Origin of the sequence: Dyadobacter soli, from assembly GCF_900101885.1 — a bacterium.
Classification (GTDB): Bacteria; Bacteroidota; Bacteroidia; order Cytophagales; family Spirosomataceae; genus Dyadobacter; species Dyadobacter soli.
In genome coordinates this window covers 1-20,129 of record NZ_FNAN01000017.1, presented here as the reverse complement: position 1 = coordinate 20,129, position 20,129 = coordinate 1, and the positions used below count along the sequence as shown (strand labels likewise).

The window sequence follows — 20,129 nt, the reverse complement described above, 5'->3', positions numbered from 1 at the left end:
GTTCCAACCAAACCGACGCGGTTTTGCATCACTTAGGGGATTTTAAAACCAAATAAAGCACATGAAAAAGTTAGTTTTAATGCTCGGACTGCCTTTCCTGTTCCTCGCCTGCAACGACGATGAAGGAGGGCCGAACCTGCCTCCGCAAATGGAGCTCAACGACCAGTTTAACAGTGACAAAAAAGGATGGACAGCCGGCTTTTCCGACTATCCCGTGAAGATGGAGTCGGATTGGAAACTCGAAGAAGGCATCGCGAACCTGCCTGCGCCGCTCGACACCCAGAAGAAGGGTTTCCGCATTTCGGGTAACAACCACAGCGACGACCTGTTTATGTATTTCAAAAAGAAAATGACCGGCCTGAAACCGAATCAGGAGTACAGTGCCGCATTCACGCTGGAATTTGCTTCCGACGCGCCTTCCGAAGGCTGGTCAGGGGTAGGCGGCGCGCCTAATGCCGTGAGTGTAGGAATCGGGGCCGTGGGCATCGAGCCGAAAACGACGGTAGATAACCTGGAACATTACCGCATGAACATCGACAAGATCCAGCAGAAAAACGATGGCAAGGACATGAAGGTGATCGGCGACATCGGAAACGGAACCGACAAACCGGGCTATAAACTCCTCACCAAAACCGGCGAGTTCAAAGGTAAAACCGACGCCAGCGGCAACCTATGGCTTATTTTCGGCACGGATTCGGGTTTCGAGGCAACCACTACATTGTACTACACTTCCGTAAAAGTGAAGCTGACGGAGGCGACGACGAAATAGCATTCGTTTTATTCAAAGTTGAGGAGGAGGCGGTACCCGGTACTGGCCTCCTTTTTGTTTTTCCGGACACAAATCAGTCACTTCTGCTTTTGTCTGTTCAAAGAATTTTGTGAAGGATAATTTTAATCACCAATGTCGAATCGGGATGGACATTGGACGGGTATTCCTTCCTTTTGACCAGATGCGGCGGCGCGACGATGAGCTTAATTTCACCCTCCTGCATCCCCAGCAACGCCTCGTCGACCGCCTTGGTAGCCTGGTTTCCACCGATCAGCACCTTCACCGGCGAAGTGGTATTTTCATTGGAATACAAAACCTGGCCATTCCGGTAACTGGTCGTCTCGAAAAGCAAGATATCCTGCCCGGCCTTTGCTTGCGGGCCGTGGCCTTTCTTTACGATTTTGTATTGAAGGCCGGATGGGGATTGGTGCATTTTACCGGTAGCACAGGTGAGTAGCAGAAATGCCAGAACGAAAAAATTAGTTGATGAAACAAGCGGAAAAAGATTGGTTCTATGCATATTGGGATCGTTTTACAGAACCTAAACTAGAATGCGGCATCCGTTTCCACGAAATATGTTTGGTAAAACAATGTAAACGATTTGTAAAACTTCATATAGCAAGAATAATGCGGCGCATTCCCGGGAGATTACTATCGTGTTTATGCATTTGTATCACGCTGTGGGCTTGTGACAATGCGGATTATTCACTGGACAAGGCCATTCCCCGTTTGCAAACGCCTTTGGAAAACATCGGCTCGTTCCGTACTAAATGGCGCAAGTCCCAGCATATCGAAACGGTTTTTTACGACCGGCAAAACCGGGTGGCGGAATCGTTCAACTTTGGCCGTTCAAGCTGGAAAACATTGAATTTTTATGAAAATGATCGCCTTGCGAAAACCATCAGCTACGCACACAGTGACAGCGATGAAAGTAATACCGCAACCGTTGATACGGTTTGGTTTGAATATGATGAAAGTGGAAAGAAGGTTACGGAAACGCACCGGCAGGGCAGACTTCATGCTAACGGGAGCATGCAATACCCTGGCGCCTATAAGCTGTTTTGGGAGTACACGGCGGCTGGGGACACTATTCTGAAAAAATGGGAGGGAAAATATGAGCTTCTTCCGGCGAATATTATCAATGTGAATCGCTGGGAAAGGGACGAGAAACAGCGCATTACAAGCCATTACAAACTTTACGTGCTCAATGGGCCAGCGGATACGATTGATCATTTTACCCGGCGGTATGCCTACGATGCGCAGGGGAGATTGAAGCAGGTATGGTTTGAGCGCATGTACCTGGGCAAGTTTTATATACCTCACGGTCCGGATACGATCGCTTACACTTACGATGCGCAAAACCGGCTTCTCACCGAGCGGCACAGATACACAACCGACATGCGCAACAAACAGGAGGTTGATACCACTCAACTTTCAGAGGCAGACCGGGAGTATGTCCGTTTTTCCAGATCACATTTTTTCAAAGGCAACGGTTATACCACAAGCAATGACCGCCTGGATATCTTTGAATATCGCTATGAGACTTTTGATCCTGAGAAGCATGGCCAGCTTGAAATTCCCTAACGCTGTATTCCAGCCGACTAATTTTAAATACACCTGCCACACAACCCCAAATCCTTCCCAAGTCCGTAACGCATGTGCGTACGATCGCTTACGTGCAACCCGCGATCCCAAGAACCGGCGCAGGCGTTTCGTTCGCGTCATTAATGGCCCGGCTTCAACCATTCACCGACTGCTTCCAGAAACTGCGCTTGCTGATCGATGAAGGCGGTGTGCGAGCAGTTATCGAGGTATTTCAAGCGCGACTGGCCGGTGATTGCTTGCAGATCCGCGATTTGGTCTTTCGAGTAAAGCCCGTCCTGCTTGCCGTAAATGGCATAGATGGGCATGCCGGTCTGTGTCAGCTTCTTTAATACAGGAGTTGTATCGATATTCTTCCGCGCTTCATTCTTCCAAAGTGTCCCGACGGCTTGTTCGTTTTTGACGTAGGCTTTAATTAAGGTATCCGTATTATAAGTCGCGTAAATCCGTCGCGCGGCGGGATCGGGGTTTTGCAGACTGAAAAAGCCGTTTCGCGACGCGTGTGCGAAAACCTCCGTACGGTAGGCCAGCGAAAGTGTGTCCATTGTCCTTACTTTACCTAATGCTTGAAGGTTCGCGCTGTCTTGCCGGCTCCGGTAAATGCGTTCTACCGAATCGAGGATTGTGTGGTAGGAGGCTTGCTGGGAAACCAATGCGCTTACCAGCACGATCGATTTGACCTTTTCAGGATATTTTTCGGCATACAAAGCCGTAACCAACCCGCCGAAGCTGAACCCGATCAAATGCGCGCGGGTAATGTTATAAGTTTTATAAATGCTGTTTAAATCTGTAAAGAACTCATCATAAGTCATCTTCGCATCGGTTTCCACCGACCGGCCCTCGCCGCGCCGGTCGTAAATCAGGACGTAAAATCCTTTATCAGCCAGTTTTTGCGCAGTAGTAGCTTCAAAATAAACCGCACTGCTCCCCGGACCGCCATGCAGAAATATGACTGGTTCATCGGTTTTCTTGCCAAACGCCCTGGAATACAAAGCCTGCCCAACCACCGAACCGCCCATAGTCATACAAACGCCCAACCAGCAAAGCAACAAGAACTTCAAACAAAACCTAAACCTCATATTACCATTTAAACGAACTCATCAATCAAAAACCAAATTTCGCGGTCAGCGGTCAGCGGTCAGCGGTCATCGGTCGGCGGTCTGCGGTCATCCGTCATCCCCACATGTATCCGCTAGTTTCATGCAAGTAACCATTTAAATAAATTAGACCTTGTGCATTGGCGGCTTTTTTATAAAATTGCCTGCTATCAAAGACCTGACGCTATTGAAAACTTATACGCCCGGACTGCACCTTATCGCAACCCTCCATTCGGACCAAACGGCATTGTTGGACGGGTATAGCGGTTTCAAGGACCTCGCCGACGAGCTTACCCGCGCATTCGACTTGCAAAAGCTGGGCGAAGTGTACCACGACTTCGAGCCGGGCGGCTTTACCGGCATTGTCTGTCTCAGCGAAAGTCATTTATCGGTGCACACCTGGCCGGAATTCGGCAAGGTGAATGTCGATATTTACCTCAGCAATTTTCAACGGGTCAATAACGGTGCCGTACGGGAGATTTTCGAGCGGATTACGGCTTATTTCAGCGCGGAAATAGTTTCTGAACATCAAATCATCCGATAGGCCATGGAAATGAGCAAACTCGCAATTTGTCCATCCTGCGGCAAACCGGTCTATTTTCAGGGAGCCAATAATGTGGCCGGCTGCGGCTGCGGAAAGGCTTGGTACCGCTCGGGCGAGGAGTTGACGGAGGTGAAAATGCAGCCGATCCACAGTGCGTCGGAAGTGATCCAGCCCGGTACGACGGGCAGCTGGCAGGGTATCGCGTTTACAGTGACCGGCAGGCTGCGGGTGCGGTTCGAAGACCAGGCGTATAACTACTGGACGCTCGATTGCAACGACGGATTTACACGCCATCTGGCGGAAGGGTACGGACTGCATACGATCTTGGAGGCGCTGGCCTTCAAAGAGGAGACAGTCGCACGGAAATTCCGATCGGATGCGCAGGGACTTCAACTGCCCGACGACCGTGATTTTTCGGTAACAGCCCGAAATGAAAGCCGCCTGATCGAGGTGGAAGGCAATGTACTGGTGCAGGGGAAGCCCGATCGTTTCAACAGCATTGAAGCAATGTCGGAGACCGAACGCGTGGAGCTGGTGGCGTACGGCGAAACGGTGGCCGTGGCATTTGACTGCCACGACGTCGAACCGGAACTGCTTTTTCTCAGCAATACGCGGGAAGCCGAACCGGAACCGACGATTTTCAACTGCCGCAATTGCAACGACCAAAACTACGTACTTACCTTCCCATATGCGCAAAGCTGGGTTTGTACCCAATGCGGGACCCGCCACTCGTACCTGGGTGGGCAATATGCGACCCGCGGAGGCCAGCAGACCTACGACCAGGAGTTTTGTTTCAGCATCGGTGAGCACCTCACGCTCGAAGGCGGGGATTACCGCGTGGTTGGCCTTGCCCACAAATATGATACCGATTCGCGCGCCGACTACTGGCACGAATATACGCTTTACAGCAAACTGCACGGGTTTATGTTCCTCACCGAATCGGCTGGGCATTGGACTTACCTCAAAGAAACACGGCATACCCCGAGACCAGGCGATGCCCGCCTGCACCGTATCGAGTTCGATCATGTGCAGTTCCGGCGTTACTCCAAATACCATTACCGCATTCTCTACGCATTGGGTGAATTCCCCGGGGACATGTTTTCGAAGCACGAAGAAACGGAATGCATGGACTATATTGCCCCGCCGCAAATACTGAGCGTCGAGAAGGACCATCAGAAGCGGGTCACGTGGTTTCGGGGCAACTATGTGCCGCGTGCGGTGATTGCTGAGCAGGCAATTAACCCGCTTCCCAGGGCCGTAGGCGTTGCACCGACGCAACCGGCACGGATCAGCGTTGGTACGGGATCGATTGCCAAAGCGGGCGTGGTAGCCTGGGTGCTGGCCGTGCTGGTGCAGTTGCTGACCGGCAGCATGCACAGCAACCGCGTGGTTTTGGATTTGAATTATACTTTTGCCGATTCGCTTAATACACAGCTTTTTATTACTGAAAAATTTGAACTCGAAAAGGAGAGCAGTGCAATGGAACTGAATTTCCGTTCACCCGTGGAAAATTCATGGTTGGAGCTGAATGCAACGCTGGTCAATGTGGTCGACGGCAGCGAATACAGTGCCGAGGAGGGGGTAGAGTTTTATTCCGGTTACGAAGGCGGATCGTATTGGACCGAGGGCTCGCGGGAGGGTACCATTCATTTTAAGAAAATACCTGCCGGGACTTACATTTTGCAGCTGACGGCCGCCCGCGATTCGAACGGATATAGCAGGACATCGAATTTCTCAGCCAAGCTTTTTTATGACCCCGTCACTTACCGTAACATGTGGATCGTCATTATCCTGCTTCTGATCGGGCCATTGGTAATGGGTATTATGCGGTATTATTCCGAAACATCGCGCTGGGGTAACAGTGCATTCGCCAATTCATAAAACATGACGGACATGAAAGAATTTCTGAAAGAACTCCTGCCGATGAAATGGTACTTTGTGTACGTGGCAGCGCTCCTGGGCTGGCTCGCGTACGCCAACCTTACCGGCGACCGCATTTTGTCATTCGACAACCAGGAGCAATGGACCGCCGGCGGAAGCGGCTCACATAGCAACGGCATCATGCACCACAAATAGTCATTCAAACCTAAACATATATCGATGCAACAATACATCATCAGTTCGCTCGTGTACTCGGGCATCGGGATAGTCGTCCTGCTGGTAACCTTCGGCATTATCGAAATACTCACACCGAAGCACAACCTGCGCCGCGAGATCCTGGAAAACAAAAACGTGGCGCTGGCCATTTTCGCAGGTTTTTTCATGCTTGCGATCGCCATTATCATCGCGTCGGCAATTCACGGGTAAATGAAAAACACGGAAGGCAGGCATAGTGCGCAGTGGGTGCTGCTCGTGGCGGTGTTCATCATCGCCACGTGCGGATTGATTTACGAGCTGGTGGCGGGTACGCTCGCCAGCTATTTGCTGGGCGACAGCGTCACGCAGTTCAGTATCATCATCGGCGTGTACCTTTTTTCGATGGGGATCGGCTCGTACCTGTCGCGTTTTTTCAATGATCATTTGCTGGAATGGTTTATCCGGATTGAGTTGCTGGTAGGGCTGGTGGGCGGTTTCAGCGCCATTATTCTCTTTCTCGTATTTCCGCTGGCCATTAGTTTTCAGCCGGTGTTGTATGCATTGGTGTCGGTTACGGGTATTTTGGTGGGGATTGAAATACCGCTATTGCTGCGTATTTTAAAAGATAAGGTCGAGTTTGCGGAGCTGGTGAGCAGGGTTTTTACCTATGACTACATCGGCGCATTGCTGGCGTCGCTGATATTTCCGCTCATTTTTGTGCCGTACCTCGGGCTGATCCGCACGAGTCTGTTCTTCGGATTGCTCAATGTGGGCGTGGGGTTGTACCTGTGCCGGTATTTCGCGGGCGAGGTACGCGGCATCCGCGCGATCCGTTTCGGCGGCATTGTGATCCTGGTAGCGGAAGTAGTTGCATTCATTTTCTCCGAACAGATCATGAGTTTCAGCGAAACGCTTGCCTATAATGACCATGTCGTTTATTCCACTTCCACACCTTACCAGCGGATCGTGATCACCAAAAACAGGCACGATCTCCGGCTTTATCTCAACAATAACCTCCAATTCAGCTCGGCGGACGAGTACCGCTACCACGAGGCGCTCGTGCACCCGGCGATGACGGCGGCGGGGCAGCCGCGTAATGTGCTCATTCTGGGTGGCGGGGATGGCCTGGCGGCGAGGGAGATTTTGAAGTACGGTTCCGTCCGAAACATTCAGCTCGTGGACCTCGATCCGGTGATGACAAAGCTGTTCACCGGGCAGGATATTCTTGCAGAAATCAATAAGCATTCCTTAAAAGATCCGCGCGTGACGGTTACCAATGCGGATGCATTTATCTGGTTAAAAGAAAACAAAAAACAGTTCGATTGCGTCATTATCGACTTTCCGGACCCTTCCGGCTTTTCGGTTGGGAAGCTGTATACTACCGCTTTTTACAGATTGTTAAAAACCGCCATGACGCCGCAGGCCGTGGCGGTGGTGCAAAGTACCTCGCCGTATGTGGCGCCAAAGAGTTTCTGGTGCGTGAACGAAACGCTCAGGGCATCCGGTTTTCAAACGGTTCCTTACCATAACTACGTGCCGTCGTTTGGTGAATGGGGATATGTAATGGCCAGAAAGTCGGGTAGTTACCAGCTCCCCGATACGTTTGCGATCGAAAAGAAATACATGAGCCACGCGGTGATGGAGCAAATGCTGCAATTCCCCGACGATATGCTCGCCCACGAGCCGCTCGAAGTGAACAAGCTGAACAATCAGGCGTTAGTGGCTTATTTTGAAAAGGAGTGGGGTAAATACCAGGAACAATGAAAAGGGGCGATTTCATCAGACTAACTGCCGGAATGGCCGTCGCCGCGCCGCTCCTGCATGCATGTGAGGAAACAAAGTCGAAGGCTGTTCCCGGAAAGATCGTCGGTGCTTCGGCCGCAGCGGGGCATCTGCTGCGCGACCATTCCTTTAATCCCCCGGGAGCGTTTGAGCCGAAAGAAGTGGTGATCATTGGCGCGGGCGTGAGCGGGTTGTCTGCCGCGCGGCATCTGGTGCAAAACGGCGTGACGGACATCACGCTGCTGGACCTGGAAGCGCAGCCGGGCGGCAATGCGGCGTCGGGCGGCAATGCATTCTCGAAATATCCCTGGGGCGCGCATTATGTGCCGGTACCCAACAATAATCTCACGGAATACCTCTCTTTTTTGGAAGATGCCAAAGTGATAACCGGCTATGATCCTGCGGGTTTGCCGGTTTATGACGAATTCTACCTGTGCCACGACCCGGAAGAGCGGTTATACATCAATGGGCATTGGCAGGAGGGACTCGTTCCGAATACCGGACTGAATGCAGCCGAACTGGCGCAATTTAAGCAGTTTTTTTCGCAGATTAACCATTATAAATACCTGAAAGGCACCGATGGCCTCGATGCGTTCAGCATTCCGGTCGATACATCGAGCCGCGACGAGTCGTTGCGTGCACTCGACCGTGTCACGATGAAGGAATGGATGGATAACCACGGCCTCACGAGCGAGTACATTCGCTGGTACATCGATTACTGCACCCGCGACGACTTTGGCACGCCTTACAACCTGGTGAGCGCCTGGGCCGGCATTCATTATTTCGCTTCGCGGAAAGGAAAGGCGGCCAATGCGGCCCACAACGATGTGCTTACCTGGGAGAATGGAAACGGTTTCCTGATCGACGCGCTGCGCAAAGACCTCGATGGCAAAATCGCTACGGGTGCATTGGCGACTTCCGTGAAAGCAACGTCCAATGGCGTGCAGGTCGGTTACCTGGATGTGGCGACGCGGCAGGTGAAAGGCTTCGAAGCAAAGCATTGTATTGTAGCGGTGCCGCAGTTTGTGGCGGCCAGGCTTTTGGGGGATTCGGAGCGGGGCAAGACATTACACGAACATTTTCACTATGCGCCGTGGATGGTCGCTAACCTCACCGTGAAAGGCCTGCACGAACGGGCAGGGCAGCCGGCCAGCTGGGATAACGTGATTTACGGAAGCCCCTCATTGGGTTATGTAGACGCGACCCACCAGCAGGTGCAGCAACGGAAAGAGCGCCGCAACCTCACTTACTACCTCCCGCTCACGCACGCGTCACCCGAGGCCGCGCGTAAGGAGGCCTACCGGGCGGAACATGCATTTTGGGCGGAAAAAGTACTCTCCGACTTGCAACGAGTGCATCCGGACATTCGCGAGCAAACGGAGCGCGTCGATATTATGCTTTGGGGGCATGCCATGGTGCAGCCGCGCCCCGGGATGATCCACGGTGAAGCGCGGAAATCGCTCTCGGGCAGCGTCGGTAACGCCATTCATTTCGCCCATACCGATCTTGCCGGCGTGAGCATATTCGAGGAAGGCTTTTACCAGGGCCTTCGCGCCGCAAAACAGATCCTGCAACAAACCTGAACCGCCATGGAAAGTAAACAGCCGTGGCTGGGCAAGCCATTCACCGACATTGTTTTCATCCTCGCTCCGCCTTTCCTGAGCCTGCTGGTGGTGATGGCCTTTCCTGCGATTTTCCGGGACAATACGCGCATGCCCGATGCCTGGTGGGTGATACTGATACTACTGATAGACGTCGCGCACGTGTACAGCACGCTCTACCGCACGTACCTGAACAGGCAGCTCTACCACCGCTTCAAACCGTTGCTGATCGGCATACCGGTATTGGCGCTGGTGATCGGCTCGGGTATTTACCTGATGAACGGGCTGTGGTTCTGGCGGGTGCTGGCTTACTCGGCCGTATACCATTTTGTGCGGCAGCAGTACGGCTTCATGCGTTTGTACAGCCGTTTCGAGCGGACGCCCGCCTGGTACCGGCACGTGGATCAGTTTACAGTCTATTATGCAACCATTTACCCGCTGCTGTACTGGCACCTGCACGGCGGGCGGCATTTCAATTGGTTTATCGAAAACGAATTCCTGATCTCCGCCTCGCGACCTGCCCTGGCCGTTGCCACCGGCTTGTACTGGATCATGCTGGCGGCTTATGCATGCAAGGAAATGCATTACTGGTGGCATTTCCGTAGCCTCAATTTTCCACGCATCGCGGTCATTACCGGCACGCTGGTATCCTGGTATTTTGGTATTGTGTATTTCAATGGCGACCTGGCTTTTACGCTGCTGAATGTAGTGAGCCACGGTATTCCCTACATGGCGCTGATCTGGATATTTGGCCAAAAGGAAGCATCAAGGCCTGAATCGGGGAGGTGGCTGCCGGTTTTCTTCGGTCAATATGGGCTTGTGTTGTTTTTGGGGTTGATTTTTCTTTTGGCCTGGTTCGAAGAAGGCCTCTGGGACTGGACCGTCTGGAAGGAGCACCGCGATGTGTTCTCTGTATTCCATCAATTCCCCGTATCCATTGACAAACCTGCGCTGGCATTGATCGTCCCGCTGCTGGCGGTCCCGCAAATCACCCATTATGTGATCGACGGTTTTATATGGAAGAAAGGAAGTGATCGGCTTACGAAAAGTGGCAGGTAATCAGGTAAATAATTCTTTCAAAAGGTGTTTTCGCTGCTTGCTGATAATGGCCTGATAATTCCCTTCCATCAGCAAATACCCGCCGTCCTCTTTTTTAAATGATACGATCCTGTTTTTATTAATCAAATAGGATTGGTGCGTACGGGCAAACCCGTAAGGTTCAAGGATATTCTCGTAGTCTGAAATCGGTTTGCTGACCGTTATTTTTTTGTTTCCTGTTAAATAGAAGGTTGTATAGCTATTATCCGATTTGCAGAAAACAATATCGTCTATCAATACATAATGAATTTCACTGGCTTCGGTTAATGCGATCTTTTTCTGCCGCTGCGAAGGCAGGTTTTCGAACGACTGTATCAGCATAGCGATTTGCGCACCCTGGTCGCGTTCTTTCTTTTTATCCGTTGCTTTTCTGACAGCCTCCGTTAGTTCCAGGTGATCGAGTGGTTTGAGTAAATAGTCGGTAGCGGAAAATTTGATAGCCTGGATTCCGTAAAGGTCATAGGCGGTGGTAAAAATGATACTGCCCTGATAATGATGGAGTTGTTTTAGCAGATCGAAGCCCGTTTCGTTTTGTAAACGGATATCCAGGAAGAGGATATCCGTTGGTTGTTTGCTCAAAAAATCATAGGCCTCGCTCACGTGATGCGCATAGCCCGCCACTTCTACCTGCGGGCAATGCGTTTCCAATGCCAGTCGCAGATTATGCACAGCCTGGATTTCATCGTCGAGAATAAAGCATCTGATGGGGTTCATGAAAGCCATTTCAGCAGTCTGATTTCGGTGGTAGTCCCGTTGCCGGGGCTGGATTTGGTTTCTACGACAATGCGCATGGCCGGTAGTTTTTCATTGATCAATGCAATGCGTTTTGCTGTCAGTGAAAGTCCGTGTCCGCGCGATTTTACCGAAGTGTCGAACCCGATTCCATTGTCGGTAATGGACACGATTAGGTCGGTAGCATCGCAGCGGATCGTGACGGTAAGCGCCGGCTCACCAACCGATTCGGCGAGGCCGTGTCGAATGCTATTTTCAATAATCGGCTGCAAAAGCAAGGGCGGGAAATCGATCGTACCCAGGTCATTTCCGCATTGGTTCCGGACGGCGTAGACAAATGGTTTTCGCTTTTGTTCCAATGCAATGTATTTTTCTTCGATACTGATTTCCTCTGCCAGCGAAACCAATTCTTTCCGTCCGCTATCCATTATTGTCCGCATAAAAGTAGCCACCTCGGTAATGTATTGATTCGCCGCCTCGGGATCATTTTGCCGGATCAACGACTGCACCGCATTTAATGAATTAAAAAGAAAATGCGGGTTTAATTGTCCGCTCAATAATTGCAGCTGGTTTTCAATTTCACTTTGCTTGCGGTTGAGCCGTGCGAGCTGCATTTTATGACGCTGTTTCAGGATAAAAATGGTCAGCAATGCGATGACAATGATGGCAACTATCGGCAGTGCGACGTCGATCCAGCCGGCGTGGGTAGGGGAGACGTCAACGGTTATCTCATGGACGCTTTCAGGCTGGTGCTTGTAGCGCAGGAATATCTTCACGGCCTCGCCGGGCTTCGGTCTGTCGAGGTAGATGTAGGAATGGCCCTGCGTGAATTTGAGGTCTTCTTCTCCGCCCAGACGCTGCCAGTTTTCAGGCGCGCCAATCGCATATTCAATTCCGGTGTTGCGCGGCTTTTGGCCGAAGTAATAATATTGTTCGTGATTGGAAAACCGCAGGAATGCCGAATGCCCGGCAGCGATCTGGAAATGGCTGGCTTGCGGCCCCTGTTCGGTCCGGACTTTATTGATTTCGGTATTGAGGATTTCCTGGAAATTTTTGTCTCCGGAAAACTCAACGAAATTGAAATAATCGGGCACGCTGCGGACGCGGGTGATCGAGAAGTGGTGTGCCTGCGCCAACGTATTTTTATTCCTGAACTCGACCCTGAGCGAATCGCCAAGCCGCAGTTCGAACTTGCCGGCGTGGTAATGCTCGGCGGGTTTCGTTGCTACGTCCTTAATGTCGTGGCGGAAGTCCACGGTGGCAAGTCCGATGTAGTAATCCGGATCGCGTCCCAGTGAAGTAATGTCGGTCCAATCCTTTTTCAGAGCACCGTTTACAGTTGCTTTGAACTGCAAATCTTTGTAATCCATAAAAGGAATGGGCTCGCCGCGCCTGGCGAGAACTTTGCCGTAAGGATAGAAATCAAGCGAGAAACGTGCCATAGCCACGAAAAACTTGGACGGATCGACCACTGAAAGCTCCCGCGTGAGGGAAGCGTCGGTGTAAAGGAACTGGTTATCGTAGTTGGGCGTGAGAAAAGAAACCGTTTGCGGGCTGCCGCTGACGCTTCCGGCCATTGTAACAATGCAGGAATCGCATACCACGCCATCGTGGATTTCTTTGATTGCGAGAATGTTGTTCGCATTGTACTGCCCGCGTGCGGCGGCGGAGATCAGTAGAAATAGAAGCAGGGCTAGTTTTTTCATGCGCTGAGATGGTCTGGTTATTCCGCAAATACGCCTACGCATTCCACAGCCGACCAGCCAAAACTGAATATGGCGCTTTTTGATTTGAATTCGAACCATTATCAAGCAAAATACCTAAATTTGTAACCATGAGGTTCACACCAACACTCTAAGGTCCCTTCCCGTGCCGCCGCTGCACGTTCTTCCCGATTCCGGGAAGCAGGATTTTACTATCCCGATTTTTCCATTCACTACTTATCGAAATCCCATGGAAGGAACACTGAGTTCTCAGCAAATAGATCAATTTATTACCCAGGGCTTTATCCGCATCGATCGTGCGTTTTCTGTCGAAACAGCCGCGCTGGTAAGGGACATATTATGGAATGACCTCGCGCTCGACCGTCATAACCCGGCCACCTGGACAAAGCCGGTAATCCGCCTCGGAATGTATGCGCAGGAACCATTTGTAACGTCTGCCAATACGCGGGTTTTGCATGCCGCCTTCGATCAGCTCGTTGGGGCAGGTAAATGGCTGCCCTGTCGTAGCATGGGCACGTTTCCCATTCGCTTCCCGTCCGACGAAGATCCTGGTGACGCAGGCTGGCACGTCGACGCCAGCTTCCCGGGCGAAGATCCGGCTAACTTCTGGGAGTGGCGCGTCAATGTAAACTCAAAGGGCAGGGGGCTGCTCATGCTCTTCCTGTACTCGGATGTGAGCGAGCACGATGCGCCCACGCGTATACGTATAGGCTCACACACGGATGTGGCTCGCGCATTGCAATCTGCGGGAGCGGCTGGCCTGTCATATATGGAACTTGCCGGCAAGCTGGACGATATGCCCGAGCGGGAAATCGCATTGGCGACGGGCGAAGCGGGGACCGTTTATCTTTGCCATCCGTTCATGGTTCACGCCGCGCAGGCGCATAGGGGAATGGAGCCGAAGTTCATGGCGCAGCCGCCGTTGTTGTTAAGGGAGGAGTTGGTTGTAGACGGCCCTTCGCCTGTCGAGCGGGCTATTAAGTTAGCGTTGTAGCGCTCGGAGCGCTCGTACAAATCTCCTGACGCTCGTACAAATCTCCTGATTTGTACACACTATTTGCAGGCCTCTGGCCGGTCTATACGGCGAGATGCGGTAGTGACCGGCCGGAGGCCTGCGAATATTTAGTCACGAAGGCAGACCTTCGCGCCATTTTACCACTCTGCAGCACTACCATCTTCGTGCGTCCACAGCGGATTCTTCCAGTTATGGCCGATCGCCGCCATTTTACGCACCTGCTCTTCATCCACTTCAATGCCGAGGCCGGGGCCGGACGGGATATTCACGAAACCGTCGTGGTAGTCGAATACCGTTCGGTCAGTCAGATAGTCCATCAGATCACTGCCCTGGTTGTAATGGATGCCCAGGCTTTGCTCCTGGATGAATGCATTATGGCAGGTCGCATCTACTTGCAGGCACGCTGCCAGTGCAATGGGGCCGAGCGGGCAATGCGGCGCCGCGGCCACATCGAATGCTTCTGCCATGGAAAGTATTTTCTTACATTCGGTAATGCCGCCTGCGTGGGAGAGGTCGGGCTGGATAATGTCGGCGTAGCCGTGCATCAGCAGGTTTTTGAAATCCCAGCGGCTGAACATCCGCTCGCCTGTCGCGATCGGGATAGAAGTATGCGCAGCAATTTCTCGCAAAGCTTCGTTGTTTTCGGCCAGTACCGGCTCTTCGATGAACATTGGCCGGAATTGTTCCAATTCTTTGGCGAGTACTTTGGCCATCGGTTTGTGCAGGCGTCCGTGAAAATCCACGCCGATTTCAAGCCCGTAGCCAAGCGCCTCGCGGATCGATGCGACCCTTTTTACGGCCAGGTCTATCTTTTCAAACGAATCGATATACTGCATTTCATTGGTCGCATTCATTTTAATGGCTTTGAAACCACGGTCGAAGCATTCTTTTGCCGCTCCCGCCACTTCATCCGGCCTGTCGCCGCCGATCCAGGAATACACTTTGATCTTGTCGCGGCATTTGCCGCCGAGTAGTTGATATACAGGTGCATTGAAGAATTTGCCTTTGATGTCCCACAATGCCTGGTCGATGCCGGCTATGGCGCTCATCAGTATGGGCCCGCCGCGGTAAAATCCGCCCCGGTACATCGTATTCCAGTGACCTTCGATATCAAGCGGGTCCTTGCCGATCAATGCCTCCATCAATTCGTGCACGGCGGCAGCTACCGTTGCAGCCTTGCCTTCGATCACCGGCTCGCCCCATCCGACAATGCCTTCATCGGTTTCAATTTTCAAAAACAACCATCTGGGAGGTACCTGGAACAGCTCGTAACTTCTGATTTTCATTCTATTTTTCTTTTACATTGTATAACCCTTCTAATTGGCTATAAATGTAAGGGAGGCATTTTTATATTTCGGCAATTTGAGCTGCTGTTTCATACTTTTAAATGTCTCCATCGGCCCTTCGGCCGCAAATGCATTCACCGCCCACGCCGGCAGATACCCTCCGGGATCGGTGTGGAGTATATATTCGATACGTACTTTGCCAGCTACCGGCGTGAGCAGCCAGCGCCCTTTCGAATCACTTACCCGTACCACATTCCTTTTTACAGGCACCATTCCGGCTACCACCGGGCCATCGATCGTGACGGCTTTGGTCGTAGGGTCCTGCCGGGCCATCAGGTGCGCCACGAAGTCGCGGTTATCCAGCGGCCAGGGAAGGCTTATTTCGGAATGATAGTACAAATCAGTAGGAGAGACCCGCTTCACGAGCGTGCACGACTTGGTTTTGTAAACCCACTGCGTTCCGGCCTCCACATCCAGCACCAGCGCGACCATCTGCGCAAGCGACGCATCCACGACACAATCGACTTTGATAGCCTTGATTTTAGATTCGGGAACCGCCGACGAATAGATCCGGATTTGCTCCTTGTCGGCGATCAGTTTCCATTTGGTTTGTGCACTCGCGGGCAGGTAAAAGACTGTGATAACGAGTAATAGGATGAATTTTCGCATTTGTTGGATGAAGTATCAATCGGTTTCATGCATGATTTTTCTGCATGACAACCCAGACTTCTACAACCCTTACAAAACGCTTTAAATTCCTGCTAATGCATTAAATAAACGTGCAACGGGAATCATTCCCGGGTGTTGACTACATGCTCATAGCCATATTTCTCAAACTCTGCTACCTTTGCGCCGCCCAACTTTTTCAGCTCGTTCCTGATTTCCAGGCGCAGCCAATGCTCCGGCGTAGTTTTCGTAAAAGACGCCAGCTTGAAAGCGATATCCGTATTCAGCTTCCGCTCACCCGTAAGGTATTTGTGCAGGTTGCTGTCCTTCATTTCAAAAAGCTCAGCGAGTTGTTTTTGGGATGTGTTGAGGACTTTGAGATAACGTTTGATAAAGTAGTGGATGCTGAGGAATTCGGCGGGTTCAAATTCGACAATACGTAGCGAATCATCATTGAAGTAATCCTCCATCAAGTACTGAATTCCCAGCATTTCGGTTTTTAATTTTTGCTCTGGTGTTCGCTTTGCATTTTCTGCAATGATAAATTCAAGCAGTGCTTGCCGCCTATGGTCATTAGAAAGTTGTTCCGGGTTGATCTCCTTCTCTTTTTTCATTGTTCTGACATTAAAAATTTAGAAATCAGTTCTTCACCATTCTCTGGTGAAATCAACATTGTTGCTTGCCCCCACCTCACTGCGCCATACTTTTGGCAGTACAAAGCCATTATTTTGATTTCATCTTCCTTGCGATGTTCCTTCACATCGAAGGTCAGCCATCCGCGATAATGTTCTGTCCCATGCTTCTCGCTGAGCCGGCAGGCAGCGGCAGTCAAGCACCCGGCTACATTTGCGTAAACCCTGTCTTTTCCCCGATTATGCGGCGCGACCTCTATAAATGCCATATAGGGCTCGACCCCGTTCCGCATCTCAAAGATCAGGCACCCCTCAATCACATCCGGCGTGTCCTCGCATACCAGCACAAATGCCCGGCAGTACTTCTTTCTGACATGCTTTTCAAAATCAAACCGCCAGCCATCGTTCACCGATGGTAAAACAAGCCCGACAGGCTGAATAATTTTTGCGGCGACGGTTTCGCCGCTTGAAACACAGGTAATTTTTGCATTCATGCTCCCACTAATAAAGGTATAAAAAATTATACAACTTGTATAATATCAAACCGACCGTTTATTCTTCGGTTAACGGCAATGAGGGAACGTTTGAGTAGCGTAGTGCGGCTAATCGACGACGATCAACCGCTGGGGGAATTTAATGTTTCCTATTTGAATTTTGTATCTGCCGGGTTTCAGAACTTGTTGTATCGGAGAATAAAGTTCCACCGAAAGTCTGTTCGGCTGCGAGCTGCAACCTGCCAGCGTAGCACCGTCGGCTGTGATAACAACCGGTTCGCTGCCATCCTCGTTTTCGAACACAATGCGGGTTAGGTGGACATAATTGTATTGGTTTTGAACCGGCAGACTAAGTTTCAACATAGTTGATTGCCGTGAGAATGTCGTCTCCTCGTAAACATCCTGCGCTGCGAGAGGGCCGGTAGCAATAATGTTTAAACGGTACGCAGCAGTTTTTGTTCGGTTGGCAACGCGGAGGTAAGTCGGCTCGTTCTGACTGCCGCGGCAAAATGCGGAAATATCAACCCTTCCATCGGACATCAGCCCCACAGGCTGTGCGCCAGGCGTCATTTTCAAAACCGGTTTCAATCCCCCTTCCAGCACCGCCGGCATCCTTACGGTAATCAGCGAGTTGCGCGGGTCAAAAGTCACATTCTCGTCCGGCAAGCCGACAAATGAAATGCTTTCAATGGCAGGCATATCACCCACAGACTCAGACGAATCCTTGCAACCGAGCAACAAACTGCCGGAAATAAACGTGATCAGTAGAAGATGTTTCATGGCAATGGCTAGTTATTTCTTGTCAATATACAAAAATATCTAACCATGGTTACATCATACCAAGTCCCATTCTTTCCGGGGTTTGCGGTTGAGCAAACGGTTCGCTTCCTTATCTCCGGTGAATTTTTCCTTTTTTGCATTCCAGGTCAGTTCCCGTTTCAGCCGGTAGGAAATCAGCCCCAAATGCATTGGAATCGTCATTTCGCGTGCATAGGCGAGGTTCGACTCGGGCTGTTTGCGGGATTTGACACAATCGATAAAGTTCTGCTGATGCCCGGGTGAGCGCGGATTTGTTATCGGTACGGAGGCGATGTCGGCCATTTTCTCGCCATTGATCGTCAGTTCGCGGGTGTTGTAATCGCAAATAAGCGTGCCTTTATCGCCTTCGAAGAATGCACCGATGCCGCGGTCTACCGCGCCGGGGACGTCAGGCGGGTTGGACGACCAGTATACCTTCAAACCATCAAATTCATAATCCACGTCCAGCGTTTTGGGCGCGTCGGCGATGCCTTCGTATGCGGTTCCCCGTGCATTGATTTTCTTCAAGCCCGTCGGGTGGATCGCGGAATACATCACATCGGCAATGTGGCACCAGAAATCCGCAAACTCGCCGCCTGAATAATCGAGGAAATAGCGGTAAGTGAAGTGGCATTTCTCGGGAATGTATTCCGTAAATGGCGCCGGACCAAGCCACATGTCCCAATTCAATGTCTTTGGAACCGGCTGCACCGTCGGTGAACCCAGCTCTTTGGTACTTGGCTTTTTCCAAAGCCGCACCGTATGCACCTTGCCGATCGACCCTGACTGGATCAATTCTACAACCCTGTGAAAATTATCACCCGCATGGATCTGGTTGCCCATCTGGAAGACGCGATTGTGCTTTTCGAGCTGTTTGAGCATCATTTTACCTTCTTTCAAGCAGTACGAAAGCGGCTTTTCCCCATACACATCCTTCCCGGCCTGAAACGCCAGCGTCGCAATCTGCGCATGCCAGTGGTCGGGTGTCGCCACGGTAATGGCATCGATATCTTTTCGTTCGAGAATGCGCCGGAAATCGCCGTAAGTATCCACCTTAATGCCGGGCTTCATCGTTTCCAGCCGTTGCTTTGTCTCGCCCAAATGCAGTTCATCCACATCGCAAAGCGCCACTATCTCGGCGTCCGGCAAATTCGCAAACCACTTCATATGGTTATTGCCCATCCCGCCCAAACCGATATGCGCTATACGCACGCGATCGCTGGGCGCAGCACGGGTGATCAGGTTGGGCAAAATAGTCAGGCCGAGCGTTGTAAGCCCGGCTGTTTTAAGGAATTCGCGGCGGTTAGCGTTTTGCGTCATGGTGGCTGGTTTAGGAAGTTGGATTTGATTGGTGTTTTCAAAAGGTCGTTGGAGGAAAATGTTACTGATGGAGAGGATGGAGGAAGGGAGGAAGGAGGAAAGGGAGGATGGAGGAAAGGGTGGAATGGAAGACGGAGGAATGGGAGGATGGAGGAAAGGGAGGACGGAGGAAAGGGCGGTTGACCGGCGACTAATTCGTTGATAGCCTTTCGTACATCCGGGGCATACAGGGTATTGCATTTCGATTGGGCGTTCCTGATTTTGTGGTTTCCTTTAACATATACATTAAAATATTTAAGTAATTGCCCTGCGATGGTGCGGATCCGGCGAAAGCCCCGGACGTTGTATATGGCGTTAGGACACCTTTACGCAGGGCATTCACAAACCTAAAACATAAATGAAACCATCAACAACGATTTCAGCGTCCGAAGAAGCCATTTGCCTGAACTACGGGAGAAATGTCAAAGAGTTACTAAGCCAAAGCACCGCATCCGAGTGGATTGAAGACCTTTGGATCATTTACAGCGACCATATGGCATTTCAAAAAGAGGCAGGTTGCAACCCGCGTATCGGTGAAATATTCCTGTCGTTTCGGGAATTGGTGTTTTTCTTTCAGAAGTTGGAGATGGGTAGGAAGGAAGAGGGGAGAATGGATTAAGGGAGGAAGGAGGAAAGGGAGCTAAGGCATCAACCGCGAGCCGCTCCAAATCCAGTGGATCGCCTTGCCGCGGAGCGGCGACCTGTTTATAGCAACCGCATTTCCACCACAACGTCAGGCCCCGGCGGGGCCTCCTATCCACATGTCTTGTCCTGAAATAGGTTTACACCAACCAATTTCAAAATGGGTAAGATATTTTTCAAAAAGGACGGTAATTTGTTTACCGATGAGGAGC

Annotated in this window: 21 protein-coding genes; 11 read left to right on the top strand and 10 right to left on the bottom strand. The window is 51.3% G+C overall.

Features of this window, described 5'->3' with window-relative positions; translation table 11 throughout:
• Positions 1–61 precede the first annotated feature (61 nt).
• A complete protein-coding gene (locus BLQ88_RS25510) occupies positions 62–769 on the top strand; it encodes a hypothetical protein (protein WP_090155779.1) in 708 nt (235 codons plus the stop codon).
• 97 nt (positions 770–866) lie between these two features.
• On the opposite strand, the gene BLQ88_RS25505 is transcribed toward BLQ88_RS25510, so the two are convergent.
• Positions 867–1,289 carry an FKBP-type peptidyl-prolyl cis-trans isomerase gene (locus BLQ88_RS25505; protein WP_090155777.1) on the bottom strand — a complete coding sequence of 141 codons (423 nt, stop codon included), beginning with the start codon at positions 1,287–1,289 and terminating at the stop codon, positions 867–869.
• Positions 1,290–1,396: 107 nt separating this feature from the next.
• On the opposite strand from BLQ88_RS25505, the gene BLQ88_RS25500 reads away from it, so the two are divergent.
• Positions 1,397–2,353: a hypothetical protein gene (locus tag BLQ88_RS25500; protein ID WP_143016928.1), complete on the top strand. Its 957-nt coding sequence runs from the start codon at positions 1,397–1,399 to the stop codon at positions 2,351–2,353.
• A 140-nt stretch (positions 2,354–2,493) separates the two neighbouring features.
• On the opposite strand, the gene BLQ88_RS25495 is transcribed toward BLQ88_RS25500, so the two are convergent.
• Entirely contained in the window at positions 2,494–3,450 is a 957-nt protein-coding gene (locus BLQ88_RS25495; protein WP_229212859.1) for an alpha/beta fold hydrolase, read from the bottom strand.
• 178 nt (positions 3,451–3,628) lie between these two features.
• On the opposite strand from BLQ88_RS25495, the gene BLQ88_RS25490 reads away from it, so the two are divergent.
• The 7 genes from BLQ88_RS25490 to BLQ88_RS25460 are packed head-to-tail and all read left to right on the top strand — an operon-like array spanning position 3,629 to position 10,530.
• Positions 3,629–4,012 (top strand): S-adenosylmethionine decarboxylase family protein, encoded by a 384-nt coding sequence (locus BLQ88_RS25490; RefSeq protein ID WP_229212858.1) that lies wholly within the window; start codon positions 3,629–3,631, stop codon positions 4,010–4,012.
• A gap of 9 nt (positions 4,013–4,021) precedes the next feature.
• A complete protein-coding gene (locus tag BLQ88_RS25485; protein ID WP_176885100.1) occupies positions 4,022–5,893 on the top strand; it encodes a DUF4178 domain-containing protein in 1,872 nt (623 codons plus the stop codon).
• Positions 5,894–5,905: 12 nt separating this feature from the next.
• Positions 5,906–6,088, top strand: coding sequence for a hypothetical protein (locus tag BLQ88_RS25480; protein WP_143016927.1), 183 nt, complete (start codon positions 5,906–5,908; stop codon positions 6,086–6,088).
• 24 nt (positions 6,089–6,112) lie between these two features.
• Positions 6,113–6,319 (top strand): DUF350 domain-containing protein, encoded by a 207-nt coding sequence (locus BLQ88_RS25475; RefSeq protein ID WP_090155769.1) that lies wholly within the window; start codon positions 6,113–6,115, stop codon positions 6,317–6,319.
• A complete protein-coding gene (locus BLQ88_RS25470) occupies positions 6,320–7,852 on the top strand; it encodes a polyamine aminopropyltransferase (RefSeq protein ID WP_090155767.1) in 1,533 nt (510 codons plus the stop codon).
• Positions 7,849–9,453 carry a flavin monoamine oxidase family protein gene (locus BLQ88_RS25465; RefSeq protein ID WP_090155765.1) on the top strand — a complete coding sequence of 535 codons (1,605 nt, stop codon included), beginning with the start codon at positions 7,849–7,851 and terminating at the stop codon, positions 9,451–9,453. Before BLQ88_RS25470 ends, BLQ88_RS25465 begins: the two co-directional genes overlap by 4 nt.
• Before the next feature lie 6 nt (positions 9,454–9,459).
• Positions 9,460–10,530, top strand: coding sequence for a hypothetical protein (locus BLQ88_RS25460; protein WP_090155763.1), 1,071 nt, complete (start codon positions 9,460–9,462; stop codon positions 10,528–10,530).
• Here the strand turns inward: BLQ88_RS25460 and BLQ88_RS25455 are convergent, their stop codons facing one another.
• Positions 10,531–11,283 carry a LytR/AlgR family response regulator transcription factor gene (locus tag BLQ88_RS25455; RefSeq protein WP_229212857.1) on the bottom strand — a complete coding sequence of 251 codons (753 nt, stop codon included), beginning with the start codon at positions 11,281–11,283 and terminating at the stop codon, positions 10,531–10,533.
• On the bottom strand, positions 11,280–13,007 hold the full coding sequence (locus tag BLQ88_RS25450; protein ID WP_176885099.1) for a sensor histidine kinase: 1,728 nt from the start codon (positions 13,005–13,007) through the stop codon (positions 11,280–11,282). Before BLQ88_RS25450 ends, BLQ88_RS25455 begins: the two co-directional genes overlap by 4 nt.
• Before the next feature lie 247 nt (positions 13,008–13,254).
• On the opposite strand from BLQ88_RS25450, the gene BLQ88_RS25445 reads away from it, so the two are divergent.
• Positions 13,255–14,019 carry a phytanoyl-CoA dioxygenase family protein gene (locus BLQ88_RS25445; protein ID WP_090155757.1) on the top strand — a complete coding sequence of 255 codons (765 nt, stop codon included), beginning with the start codon at positions 13,255–13,257 and terminating at the stop codon, positions 14,017–14,019.
• A gap of 158 nt (positions 14,020–14,177) precedes the next feature.
• Here BLQ88_RS25445 and dgoD read toward each other — a convergent pair whose 3' ends face one another.
• From dgoD to BLQ88_RS25415, 6 genes are all read right to left on the bottom strand, one after another.
• A complete protein-coding gene (dgoD, locus tag BLQ88_RS25440) occupies positions 14,178–15,326 on the bottom strand; it encodes a galactonate dehydratase (RefSeq protein WP_090155755.1) in 1,149 nt (382 codons plus the stop codon).
• A 30-nt stretch (positions 15,327–15,356) separates the two neighbouring features.
• Positions 15,357–15,995, bottom strand: a complete 639-nt coding sequence (locus BLQ88_RS25435) for an START domain-containing protein (RefSeq protein ID WP_090155753.1) — start codon at positions 15,993–15,995, stop codon at positions 15,357–15,359.
• Between the two features lie 122 nt (positions 15,996–16,117).
• Positions 16,118–16,606, bottom strand: a complete 489-nt coding sequence (locus BLQ88_RS25430) for a helix-turn-helix transcriptional regulator (protein ID WP_090155752.1) — start codon at positions 16,604–16,606, stop codon at positions 16,118–16,120.
• Positions 16,603–17,118 (bottom strand): hypothetical protein, encoded by a 516-nt coding sequence (locus BLQ88_RS25425; protein WP_090155750.1) that lies wholly within the window; start codon positions 17,116–17,118, stop codon positions 16,603–16,605. The genes BLQ88_RS25430 and BLQ88_RS25425 overlap by 4 nt, the downstream gene beginning before the upstream one ends.
• Before the next feature lie 108 nt (positions 17,119–17,226).
• Positions 17,227–17,898 (bottom strand): hypothetical protein, encoded by a 672-nt coding sequence (locus BLQ88_RS25420; protein WP_090155749.1) that lies wholly within the window; start codon positions 17,896–17,898, stop codon positions 17,227–17,229.
• 54 nt (positions 17,899–17,952) lie between these two features.
• Positions 17,953–19,236, bottom strand: a complete 1,284-nt coding sequence (locus tag BLQ88_RS25415; protein ID WP_090155748.1) for a Gfo/Idh/MocA family protein — start codon at positions 19,234–19,236, stop codon at positions 17,953–17,955.
• Positions 19,237–19,633: 397 nt separating this feature from the next.
• On the opposite strand from BLQ88_RS25415, the gene BLQ88_RS25410 reads away from it, so the two are divergent.
• Positions 19,634–19,894: a hypothetical protein gene (locus BLQ88_RS25410; RefSeq protein WP_090155747.1), complete on the top strand. Its 261-nt coding sequence runs from the start codon at positions 19,634–19,636 to the stop codon at positions 19,892–19,894.
• Positions 19,895–20,129 lie beyond the last annotated feature (235 nt).